This is a genomic window from Mucilaginibacter polytrichastri, assembly GCF_001911425.1.
GTDB classification, from domain to species: domain Bacteria; phylum Bacteroidota; class Bacteroidia; order Sphingobacteriales; family Sphingobacteriaceae; genus Mucilaginibacter; species Mucilaginibacter polytrichastri.
This window is the reverse complement of the sequence record NZ_MPPL01000001.1, coordinates 627,799-640,290: the sequence shown is the minus strand read 5'-3', so window position 1 is coordinate 640,290 and position 12,492 is coordinate 627,799. Positions and strand designations below refer to the sequence as shown.

Annotated in this window: 12 protein-coding genes; all 12 read right to left on the bottom strand. The window is 38.0% G+C overall.

The annotated features are described in order from the left end of the window. Positions 1–995 (bottom strand): WcaI family glycosyltransferase (locus tag RG47T_RS02900; protein WP_253187488.1); only part of this gene is annotated, 995 nt, incomplete at its 3' end. After that, positions 986–1,552, bottom strand: coding sequence for a WcaF family extracellular polysaccharide biosynthesis acetyltransferase (locus RG47T_RS02895; protein WP_074487989.1), 567 nt, complete (start codon positions 1,550–1,552; stop codon positions 986–988). The genes RG47T_RS02900 and RG47T_RS02895, both read right to left, overlap by 10 nt. 20 nt (positions 1,553–1,572) lie before the next feature. Beyond that, positions 1,573–2,361: a glycosyltransferase family 2 protein gene (locus tag RG47T_RS02890; protein ID WP_074487988.1), complete on the bottom strand. Its 789-nt coding sequence runs from the start codon at positions 2,359–2,361 to the stop codon at positions 1,573–1,575. Between the two features lie 9 nt (positions 2,362–2,370). Beyond that, positions 2,371–3,234, bottom strand: coding sequence for an aldo/keto reductase (locus tag RG47T_RS02885; protein WP_074487987.1), 864 nt, complete (start codon positions 3,232–3,234; stop codon positions 2,371–2,373). Further along, entirely contained in the window at positions 3,221–4,876 is a 1,656-nt protein-coding gene (locus RG47T_RS02880; RefSeq protein ID WP_074487986.1) for a GMC oxidoreductase, read from the bottom strand. Before RG47T_RS02880 ends, RG47T_RS02885 begins: the two co-directional genes overlap by 14 nt. 53 nt (positions 4,877–4,929) lie before the next feature. After that, positions 4,930–6,069 (bottom strand): XrtY-associated glycosyltransferase XYAG1, encoded by a 1,140-nt coding sequence (locus RG47T_RS02875; protein ID WP_074487985.1) that lies wholly within the window; start codon positions 6,067–6,069, stop codon positions 4,930–4,932. Positions 6,070–6,153: 84 nt separating this feature from the next. Further along, positions 6,154–7,320 carry a glycosyltransferase gene (locus RG47T_RS02870; RefSeq protein ID WP_074487983.1) on the bottom strand — a complete coding sequence of 389 codons (1,167 nt, stop codon included), beginning with the start codon at positions 7,318–7,320 and terminating at the stop codon, positions 6,154–6,156. A 75-nt stretch (positions 7,321–7,395) separates the two neighbouring features. Beyond that, the gene (locus tag RG47T_RS02865; RefSeq protein ID WP_074487982.1) at positions 7,396–8,463 is read right to left on the bottom strand and encodes an acyltransferase family protein; all 1,068 of its coding nucleotides are present in this window, start codon (positions 8,461–8,463) and stop codon (positions 7,396–7,398) included. Positions 8,464–8,534: 71 nt separating this feature from the next. Then, the gene (locus RG47T_RS02860) at positions 8,535–9,701 is read right to left on the bottom strand and encodes a glycosyltransferase family 4 protein (protein ID WP_074487981.1); all 1,167 of its coding nucleotides are present in this window, start codon (positions 9,699–9,701) and stop codon (positions 8,535–8,537) included. A 13-nt stretch (positions 9,702–9,714) separates the two neighbouring features. Then, complete coding sequence (locus RG47T_RS02855) at positions 9,715–11,109, bottom strand: hypothetical protein (protein WP_074487980.1); 1,395 nt, start codon at positions 11,107–11,109, stop codon at positions 9,715–9,717. A gap of 8 nt (positions 11,110–11,117) precedes the next feature. Further along, entirely contained in the window at positions 11,118–12,281 is a 1,164-nt protein-coding gene (locus RG47T_RS02850; protein ID WP_074487978.1) for a glycosyltransferase family 4 protein, read from the bottom strand. A gap of 7 nt (positions 12,282–12,288) precedes the next feature. Next, a partial coding sequence (locus tag RG47T_RS26575) for a hypothetical protein (protein ID WP_253187487.1) occupies positions 12,289–12,492 on the bottom strand: 204 nt, incomplete at its 5' end.

Sequence of the window (12,492 nt, the reverse complement as noted above, 5' to 3'; positions counted from 1 at the left end):
AGTTTTGATGGCATTACCAAATCACCGGCGTTTGATTTTTGCAGCACCAGGTGAAAGTCGGCCATGTTTAAAAACTTATTAAAAGCGTCCTTCTCCTGTACCGGCAAAAAGCTAACATTTGTTAGCGACCTCGCTTGTGCAAATTCGGCCAATTTCTCTTTGTAAGGGCCAGATCCGCAAATTACAAATTTGATATTCTTATCATGCTGCACTTGCTCTGCAGCAAATATAATGTTTTCGAGCCCCTGCTTTTCACCTATGGCGCCAGAATATAAATATACAACATCATTTGCCGAAAAACCCCATTCTGTTTTTAGCAATTGACGGTTATCAAGGGGCAAAAAGTAAGATGTATCAGCCCAATTTGGAAAGAAAAGCACCTTTTTATCTACTTTTTCCTCTATTTTTTTAATCATGCCATCAGATATACTGCTTACATAATCTGCACTTTCGAGGATATTTTTCTCCATTTTATACAAACGGTTAAACATCGTTTGGTTGGATAAGATGTTCAGGTCCTGCGCCGCCTCTATCTGTAAATCCTGGATGTGGTATACCAGCCTGCCGCCTGTAAGCTTACGGAGCATTAAACCCAGGTAAGCCAGGTGAAAAGGTGGTGCAACAGTAATAATAAGATCAAACCTTTTCTTAAACAAAATGAGCTTAAATACCTGCCAGATCTTAGAACTCCAGAACGACATATCCTGTATCATCCGCTTCTTCCCTGTAGGGTCGGCGGGGGTATATGACGGGCAACGATACACCGTAACCGGGTTTTTACCCGGAGATTCCATCACCTCTTTTTTATACCACCACCATTTGTTTTGATAAGGGGCCTGTACTTTCCATTGCGGATAGTAAGGAAACGTAGTTACAACGGTACAGTCAAAGCCATTGGCCGCTAGCCAAGCTATCATTTCGCCATTATATTTACCAATACCAGTTGGCTCCGGCGAAAAATTATGCCCTATTAACAGAACTTTTTTTATGTCCATCGTTCTTTAATAAATACCGGCGGATTGCCTTTATATATACTGTTTGCTTTTAAATCGGCGGTTACAACAGAACCTGCAGAAACTACGGTATCTACACCAATTGTAACCCCCGGGCCAACAAAACAGGTTGCACCCACCCATGAACCATCTTGCAGCGTAATAGCGCCATTACGGTATTCCATGGCCGGATCTTTATAGTTATGATTGCCACCACATAAAAATGCACGCTGCGAAACGCATACATTATTGCCAATGGTTAATAATTCGAAATTAAGCAACATTGCCTCCTCGCCTATCCATACATCATTACCTACCTGCAATTTCCAGGGGAAATGAATATTTACACGTGGCTTTATAATTACCCCGGTGCCTACTTTAGCTCCAAATAATTTAAGCAGCCAGCATTTTAATGCATTAGGGAACGGAAACGAAGTAAGAAAAAAGAACATCTTAAACAAATACCAAATGGTTTCTTTTCCCTTCCCAGCACCACGGTTAAAGCCGCCGGCCGTAAAGTTACGGAGTTGTACTCGTGATGTTAATTCAATAGTGCTCATTATTTGCTAGGCGAAAAAAATTATGGATTTTTAAGATCTTGTGCTTCCATTAGGCGTAATGCAAAAAGCATTTCCACCATGGTACGCTGTAGGGTATAATACCATCCTGCCCAGCCATTAAAAATAAGCCCTTTTACAAAAAGGCAATAAAAGAACACAAAGAAAGGCGCTAATACTTTAGTACGCCTAAGCTTGTTCATGAATGAGTTTCTGCTCGGATTGTTAAGGTCAAGCAGTTTATCACATTCTCTGATCGAATACCCATCCTGATTACTGATCCACCTGCTCAGCGACTTTCTATCGTCATGTAAAATCTTTGCTTTGTAGTCTCCGATATCGCCCTTTATCTCTAAACGGTGCGCATGGCCATCATCATAGTAGGTGCCATGGTTGTTTTTAAACAATACCGGCCTTGGCGTAGTATTATTACTTAGCAGTTTTTTGCCGTAAATTAAAAATTCGAACCGGGTATTGTAAGCAACATTATTGGTGCTCGAAGCTAAAATTTGCCTGGTTTCGGCTATAAAATCATCCGTTAACACATAATCGGCATCCAGGCTTAACACCCACTCGCTATCTACCATGTCCAGCCCAAAATTGCATTGCTGGGCAAAGGTGTCAAACTTCCGGTAAACAATCTCAACGTTTGAATAAGTACCTAATATCTCAATTGTTTTATCATCGCTATAACTGTCAACCACAACAATACGTTCCAGCCATGTAAGCTTATCCAATACTCTTTTAATATTGGGTTCCTCATTTTTTGTAAGTATGAGCGCTTGTAGTTGAGATGACTTAACCAGTTCCATTGATTGATATTATAAGCTTAACTTATTTGCACACGCAACATTCTCTTTCAAATGCTTTTCATTAAACGTAGATGACAGTATTACGCTATCCGGAAAATCCTGATATAATTTTGTGAATTTCTCTGCGGCTGTCATTTTTTTTACACCGCCACTCATGGCAGAAAAAAATATATTATGCTTATCAGCCCGTTGCAATCTTATATTTTCATACTCCGCAATACCCGGAGAATTATTGAATTGTAAAATATCAAACTTATCGATATAGGCCTGATGAAAATGCAATTGCGACTGGTTATAGGCCAGGCCCAATGCACGGATCTTTCCATCCTGCTTTAATTTGTCGGCAGTGGCTAACAGTTCATCAATGTAGATCAGCGATTCATGCGGTTCATGAATAAAATAATAATCTATATAATCTGTTTTTAATGCCCGCAGGCTTTTTTCGATATTGGCCTGCATATCCTTCCCGGTAATGGGGCTAATACGATCGAAGAAACGGTTAAGTAAAGCCTGCGAATTATTGGGATTCTCATTTACAACTTCTTCTTTGGGTTCAACCGGTTTTTTGTTTCCTTTCAACATCCTTACCAGCGGCTTTACAGGTTTAAGCAATTGCGATTTCCAATTGGCAACAATACCAAACTTGGTTGCGATAACCACATTTTGCCTTTTACCCTTAAGCAACTTACCTACAAACTGCTCGGCATCGCCATAACCATACGACCGTGCCAGGTCAAAATGAGTTATACCTAAATCTAAAGCACACTCAATTCCTCTTTGTCCTGTTGCAGCATCAACGGCACCCAAAATAGAGGCGCAGCCGAAACCGAGCGCAGATGATTTAATGCCTTTTGTAAGTTCAACTGTTCTCATAAGTATTTGTTAAATGATGCGCTAATCTGACAGCAAATGCACCCAGAAAAAAAGTAGGGTTTGCCTGTCCGGATGTTGGGAATACCGAACTGCTGCATACATATATATTGCTTGTACCCCAAAGTTTTAAATCACGGTTAACCACTCCATCGGCAGCAGTATCTGCTATCCTGGTGGTGCCCGATTGATGAATACCATCTTTAGAAATACTACGGATAGCATCCGGCAAGCCTTGTTTATCGTACCAGTACTCTAACTCACCACAATTATTTTTACGCAACCATTGATCAAGCGTATCATGCAGGTCAATAACAGATGAGATATCTTTGTCGGTCAGATCATAGTTGATAATCAGCTTTTCACCGTCCTCACCAAGTGTCATGGTATTTAATTCAGAAGGTACCTGCTCTGCGTGGAAATGAAGTGCATATTTATTCTGTGCACTGTACAAAAATATACCCGGTAGCTTACGTTTCAGTAAAAACCTTTTATAAAATATGGTTGCCGGGGTTAGTAATGAACCCGGCAGTTGCCTTACCACATTCCAAATATGCTTACCTACACCCTTTACTTCCCCTTTAGTAATAGAATGGGCTATAGCGGGCGGCGCCAGTTTTTTACCCAAAATTGGGGTAATCATGGCCAGATACATAAATGACATGGCCCCACTGCGGTGCTGCGGGTTTTGATACAAAGGGTTATCGAGCCAAATGGCTGTATTAAGCAGGTTATTATCTTTTAAATACTGTGTTGCAAACTGGAATCTTCTACGGATATAAATCCCTTCCTGATCGCGCAGAAAGCCATACTCTGTCTTTTTAGGATCGCCATTAAATTTCACCGAAGCTATTTTACCCGATACGTGGCCCTGGTAATATTTGCCCAATGCTTTTGGCACTGCACCAAGTATATTAAAGAGCTGTGGGTTACGCAACAAAATACGTGTTGACTCCTGGGTGCCTGCAGCCAGTACTATTTTCTTTGCTTTTACTTCAGATAGTTCTTTAGTAACCACATTTCTGATGGTCAACGCTGCTACTTTGCCATCCTGTTGCGGGGCAGAGAATGTTCTGGCCTCGTAACCCTGCAATAAGGTAATGTAAGGATGGTCTGCAATTTCTTTTTCGTACCGCGGGCCAAAGCGCGTAGGCATACTCCAGCGTTCGAGTGCGGTGTCTGTAACTATGCCTTCGTTAAAGTTTTCGGCTATGGTTTTACCTTCAAAACCGGGCACTTCTTTGAGGTCAAAGGCAGGGTTGCCGCATTCAAAATAATCGGCAGTGGTTTTCAGGTGTGTTTTTACTTCTTCAAATAAAGAAAGGTCCCATGTACAGCCGCCATTAACAGCAGGCCTGTCTATAAAATCAATCTCATCATACATTACACAACGGCCGCCCCAGGTTGCAGACGACCCGCCCAGCCCCTTATTGGTGCACTCGTACGGGTCGTGATGGTTTATTATGTTTTTTATTTCAATAGTATCATCAAGATCATTGGTAGCCTTCTGGTCTTTGCTGCCATATTCTATTAGTACAATTTTATGGTCGGGATTGAGACGTGCATACTCGAGTATCAAGATGATACCGGCAGGGCCACTTCCAATAACACACAGATCATAAAATTTATCGATACTATTTTCCATTATTATCTACGTATACTTATATGCGGCTGATTACTTCTTTGAGTTAGATATCATTAAGCAACGCTTGCATTAATCTTTTGGTATTCGCTGATATATTGCCCGATCAATACCTTTTCAGAGAAATTATCTTCAATAATGTTGCGGCCGTGTTCGCGAATATTGTTCAATTTTGATCTATCCTGCTGCGCTTCTGTTATTTTCCCGGCTAAATCTGCAGCATCAAGCTTGCTTACCCAACCAGTATTTTTAGCCTTTACAAAGTTAGCCAAACCAACCTGTTCTGTTACCAGAACGGCCGTACCCACATGTAGTGATTCGATAACTACATTGGCGAAATTTTCGTTTAATGACGGCAGTACAAAAAGATCTGCCTTCATCATTTCTGAAAACTTTTCGTCCCGGTTTCTCCAGCCCAGCCATTCTATTTGTTCATCAACTTTTAAATCGGCAGACAACTGCTTAAGCTGTTCGATATATTCTTCATCACCTGTACCGGCAATTCTTAAAAGTATTTTAAAGCTGAGTTTGCTCATGGCTTCAAACAATACCTCAAGCCCTTTTTTGGGATGCACCCTTGATAAAAATATAAGCGTAAACACCTCGTTTTGCTGCGGAACAATAGCGATATCTGGCAGGGCAATAATATTGGGTAATACAAACCCTTTCCAGCCTGGTATTAACTCTCGGCATTCATCGTACTCAGCCTCAGATGTAGCGTGCAAATAACACTTAGCCAGTGTACTGCGGCCAATTAAATTATGCGTTATTGTTTTAGCCTTGCTGCTGCCCGAGCCAAAAATATATTTGCTTAACATACCCCGGGGGGCGATGATAGTTTTAGCACCTTTTAAAAAACAAATATGTGCCGATATTAAAACCAGGGTATTCCACCAGGCATGCATATGGATCATGTCATAATCCTTAGCAGTTTTGGCAAGTTTAACCCATAAAGACGGGGTGATATTAGTAGGATCTCCGGTGAGGCGTTTAAAGTAGATTACATTAACACCGTCTACATTAATTTCTTTTCCGGGTACTACATCAAGTTCTGTTTTACCGTTTGCAGTAGTCGTATACACGTCAACCTCATGTCCATCGGCAGCTAACCCTTCGCATAGGCGTGCTACAGATTCTGTAGGGCCACCGTAAATATATGCAGGCTTGTAAGCTGGAACGATGTGGAGTATTTTCATTTAATATTTAGGAGATACGATCTAAGTAAACAAAAATAATGAATTTATTGAAATTCTTACATTAAAAAGCTGCCAAATTATCAATCAAAAAGATTGATTGTTAACTTTTTTATATATAGTCTCAATTTGTTGGATCGCATCTTTTAAGCTAAACCTATATATATTTTTATAGCCCGCCTCTAAAACAGCATTGCGTTCTACTGCAGAAATATTTAAAACCTTGTTTAAAGTTGATGCTGCCCCATCAGCCCAGGTTGCACCTTCACCATTAGAAGGGCGGCGGGGAATGTAATAAGCTGCATCGCCACCAACCTCGGTCATAGGTGCTTCGCCGGTTGTAATTACCGGGCAGCCTGCGGCCATTGCCTCTGCAATAGGCCATCCAAAACCCTCGGCCAATGATGGAAACAAAAACACAGCAGCACCACTGTAAGCTTGCCTCACAAAAAGATCATCCTTACCGCTAAGCAGGTAGATATCATTTTTATACAGCGATGCATTATATTGATCTGCAAGCTTTGCACTGGCCTTAGCACCAATCATAATTAATGGAATATTGGTACCATATTTATCTCGCCAGGCATTGTATAAATGAATAACACCAACCCGGTTTTTATACCATTGGTTACCGCCCACATGCAAAATATAACCGTTGCTTAAATCAGCTTTAATGGCCGTACCAATAGCTTCCCTGCATTCAGTAACATCTAATGGTTTAAAGGCCGTATTTAATCCGTTATATACTACTTCTGATAACCGGGGCGCGGTTGTAAGAAATTGACTTAAGTCTTCCCTGGTTTTATTTGATACTGAGATAAAGTTTTTTCCCTTTTGATAGCCTTGACGAATGTACGCCTGGTATTTTTTTCCACTCGCACTTGTGGGGTTCTCTGCAATGTCGCCATTGGCCGATCGCTGGGCCAGGAAATCATGACAATGAATAACATGCGGCCTGTTTGCTACCAATGGTATCCACGGCCCCAGTGCCTGGTCTGCAAAAACAAACAGGGTATTACTGTTCTGTTCCTTTAAACGCTTTTTTACATCAGCCGGAAATACGATATACTGATCTATATAGCCCATCCATTTCTTTAAACCAGCCGGAACTTTAAAGTCATAAAACTTTGGTTTAGCTGTCCATACTTCTACCTCATGGCCGCGCTCTTGCATACCCTCTGCCAGCATATTGGCAAAGCGGGGCATACTTTGCGAACCCAGAAACGGCGGATGTGTAAAAAAAACGATATGCATTGATCGTGTACTTAATGAATGCTTTTTAATATAAAAATTTATTGAATCAACCTAGCTTTACGCTATTTAAATAACTCACTTTATTTCCTTTGGCCTTTTAGCGGTAAGTGGCGCTTCAAAATATTTGAATAATACTGACGAAATAAAAATGGCAAAACCTAACCCAATAATTTTAGCGCTTAGGTTTATAAAAAAGACTTTATAATTCTCGCCAATAATTTTGTATAAGATATAAAGAATCGGCATATGACATAAATATAAAGAATATGACCATAAGCTTACTTTAGTGATAGACCTTGTAATAAAGTTAGATTTATAATTGGAAGAGCTATTTATAGTGGGAAGCATTAGTGCCGCACCTAGTGGAACCAAAACCAATACAATTTGATTGTTTATTATCTTATCTAAATCCCACTTGCACATAAGTTTTATGACTATCGGGCTAAGTAATAGAACGCATCCTATAAAGAATAAAACTTTTTTCTTTACATCACCCACTTTAATTACTGTAAAGAAGTAAGCACTTAATATTCCGTAAGCAATAGCGTCAAGTCGAGCTAACGTAATTACTCTAAGATCGTTGCTTCTGATCGAATTACTGGCAAAATAACGAAAAGCGGCACATGCCATGACAAGTATTAGAATGGTAAAAATAAAAGACACAGATCGGCTTTTAATAATCTTCGATGCAAAAAATAAAATTATTGGGAACGAAAGATACAACCATTCTTCAACACACAAGCTCCACGATACTTCAAAAAAACCTATGCTCCTACTGACAAAATTTTGACCAAAAACCGCATAATTTAACAAATTGTGGAACTGAGGTATTGGCTTTAATAAAAAATAATTAAGCAATAAATTAATAAAGAAAAACAAATAATAATTAGGTAAGGTTCGCCACCATCTTCGTGACCAAAAATTAAAAATTTTATTCAAATCCCAATTTGATTCGATAGAATAATTTCTCCATAAAATCTGTCCAATCAAGAACCCACTAAGACTAAAAAAAATCTCAACCCCCCAAAAGCCCAAATATTTACTATTTCTTGAAAAATGTGATGTAATAACCAATATTATTGCAAACGCTCTAGCGCAATCTAATCCTATGCTTCTTCCCTTTTCACCGATTATAGTTGACATACAAATAGCTTCTTATTTATTTAAAAATTTTTAATAATCAAACTCTTAGTTTGTATAACCTCCGATATAGCTCAGCTTAATATCGGCTGTAAATTCTGAGCTATAGTTTTAAAACTATATGAATCAACGATTTCCTGAGACGAAGGACTCCATGTAAGTGAGTCACCTAATAAAATCATTTTTAGTTTTTCTGTCAACTGGTCTATATCTCCGGTTTTAAACACATATCCATTAACACCATCTTCAACTAAGTCGTCTGCACACCCTGTAAAATCAGAAACCACTAGTGGTAAATTAAAATTCATCGCTTCATTAACAGATAGCCCCCAATTTTCACCTATATAAGAGGTCATTGCAAACACATCACTAATGGCATAATATTCAGAAATCTTTCCCTGGTTTACAAATCCAGTAAGCAATACCTTTTCAATCTTATTTTCGTCAATATAAGCTTCCATATTTGCTCTTAGTTCACCTTCGCCAACCATCAATAACCATACGTTCTTCATGCCAAGCTGATGAAATGCCTTTAATAAATCTAGAGGCTTTTTTTTATCGATATATTTTGCTGTAAATAGAATAATTTTATCATCGTTCGGTATGTTTAGTCGTTCTTTTATAGAACTTTTTACTTCCTTAAGCGATATTTGATCTTCTCTAAACCGCTCATTATCTACCGCGTAAGGACAACTGATTAATTGCTTGTCACTTATTCCTAAACTTTTATAAAACAATCTGTTTTGCGTGCCTATATACATAAAGTAGCTAATTCTTGGGAAAAGGAGGTGTTTCAACCCGAATTTTTTTATATTTTGTTTCAATCCTCTTTTTAGCTCCTCTTGATTAAGTGGTACATCACACCTTAAGCATACAGTATGACCCTTAAATTTAGCCAATAACAACACTGAAAGAAGCGTAAAATAATGCCATCCATGGACGATAATAACAGATTTTGGGGAAGTAAATAATTTACGAATTATTTTAAAATTTATTAATCCAAAAAATCCATTAAAGTGTGACGGCTTCCATGAATTATTTTTGAAGAAAACATAGTCATAACCGTCGAGCAGCGGTATGTCCCATTTTACTTCTACTCCAAATTGCTTATCCAGTGTGCCCCTGATGGATTCATCACTACAATACCATGCGCTCGTTTTAATACCGTATTTATTTAGAAATTTATACAACGGAGCGAAGTATTGTATTGGATGGGAATTAACGAATATTACTTGTTTCATTATATATCGACATTTATAAAAAGTACTCAGGCAGCTCTGCTATAGCTATTCGTTGACTATTGATTTTTCTACTTTTATCATAGTTTAGTAGGGTAATAATACACCCAACAGATAACCATAACCACAAACTTATAGGTGCTTGTTTTGACACAGCTCCGTAACAACAAGTAACTATTATGAATCCTAATAAAAATGAAACAGCCAAACCCACCTTTTTACTTGTAATCTCCTTCCACATGTCTATACTGAAAACGATGATCCAAACCCTAAAACCATACCAAACTAGCATTAAATAAATTCCACCTTCCCAAGCTGTAACATCGTAATCACTTTCAAGTCCGCCACCAGATTTATTTTTTGCTTCATTTGCATAAACACTTATCTTTTCAGATCCGTTACTCATTACGCCTATTCCATTACCAAATAACATTGGTATAGTATCATCAATAAACAGCCAATTTGTCCAACTAAAAAAATCTCCAAACACCCTATCTTCTATCTCGGCAGAATGCGATTTTTCCTCTGAGCCACTTGAACGCTGATCGTATGCGGCAAAAAACTCGGGCTTAGCAGCGCGAACAACTCCTAATAATAAAAAACACAGCACAAATGCAGTAACTCCCTTTATCAGGAAAATCTTAGGCGCTTTTAATGACGAAAATACAGAACCTATTAATAAACTTAAAGCGGTACCCAAAACCGCTGTACGCCCACCAGTAATAAAAGTTCCTACTAATAAACATAATACACCTGTGATGGATAAATATTTTGCTGCTTTAAAGATTGGTTTTTCTGGAAAGAAAAAGCTACCGGCTAGAAATCCTGATGCAATATTAAGAAACCATGAGTATTGCCCCGTAAAAGAAAATGTTGAACTTACTCTTAAATAACCTGCTGCTGCAAAACCTTCTAAAGAACCACCATCAACACTCCTGTTTAACCAATGACTCCCTGGTAATGAATTTTGCAGAATTGCAACCAGTGTGGTGGGAATTAATAAGAATATAAATAACGAAATGAATTTTTTAAAATGATCTATTTTACCCGGTGGAAATGCAACAGGTACAAGCAAACCCGCAACAACATATAAAAGGTATTGCTTTAATCCAAAAAAGCCCAAAAAGGGATCATGAAAAATTGTAGCAAAAAAAACTGGAATAAAAGCTACAAATATGGCACGCCAAGCTTTTAATAAAGTCAGCATTTTACCAGTAAAATATCTTTTCAGTATTAGAAAAAACGATATTAAACATAAAACATCTTTAAAAAAGAAAATTATCAACCCAAAACCAGAGGGTAAAAGTTTCCTCAATAAACCTTCAAAAACCAAAGTAATAACAAGCGCATACACGAGCTTTTCAGCATTGTTACTCATGTTGTCTTTATAATAATCTTTATTACCTACCATTATTAACCTTAATATCTATGATTATTAAAAATCTCGGTAAGATTAAATGTCAATAAACGCTCTGTTTCGTCCCAGCCTTTCATAGTAGCAGCTTTTTCTTTTGCATTACGTCTTAAATACGCATAAAGCTCGCTATCATCTGCAATAAGTTTTAATTTTTCGAAAATGCTTTTACTGTCCCTTATAGGAACAATGAAACCGTCCTTGCCATCTTCAACTATTTCATCGGCACCAGTATTACTTGTTGCAATAATTGGTATACCAAATGACAACGCTTCTCCTAACACCAAAGCAAGCCCTTCCTCTATAGATGGTAAGCAAAATACATTGCCTCTTTTATAAACATTTTCCAGTGCCTCGCCTTTCAAAACGCCAAGAAATTCTATTTCGGGTGGCAAAACCATGCCATCAATACCTGTGATTTTAGATTGAGGCCCTACAATAAGTAGTTTTTTTTTGGGGTGCTTAAGCATAGTAAATGCTTCAATTAAATATCTTAATCCCTTTCTTACAGAAACGCTGCCTACATATAATACATTAAAATCACCCGAAGTATCTTCTGCCTTTACATTAGTATTTGAAAAAGCACTAAAGCCATATGGAACTTTGATTAACTTTTTGCTATCAAACCCATATTCAATAAAACTTCTTTTTACAAAATCTGAGGGCAGCAATATATAATCGGCTTTTTCATACTCCTCCAATCTCTTTGCTTTTTCTAATTTATCGAAAGGGCGCCAAGCCAAACCATATTTTTCATGCTCTTCCCGCAATAATACCTCCTGGTAATCAACATGACTATTTACCGCTTCAACAATGCATATTTTGCCCATTTCATGAGCCTTTTTCATTGTCGACAAACCACTACCATTATAAAACATAAATATATCACATTCCCGAACAAACTTAGCACTAGCCCTGTCTTGCTCATTTTTAGCCAGGTAAGCCAACTTGGTGCTAAACGCTAAAGGCATATTAGATTTCAGACTTGCAAGATAAAAATTTTGCAATATATCTGCACGAACTAGCTTTTCGCCAATCTCTGGCAATTCAGCCCTTGGACTAAATCTTGAGAAACCGCTTATAAATTTATATAACATATTAGCCTTATGCATAGCTAATGCATACCGATAGTGGTGCCCTCTATTAGGTGCGGTATAAACAACTTTCATTTATGTATTATAAATCTGTTAAAGCTTCTGTTATAATATTATAATATGCGCTACCTATAACTGCAGGCGAGTGTTCTTTTAAGTGCTTATGGGATGCTTCAATAAGTTGCTTTTCTAAGTTTTCATTTTGGGTAATATCCAAAATCTTATTCACCATATCGCTTACGTCACCCTTTTTAAAAACCATCCCTGCATTTCCAACTGCCTCTGG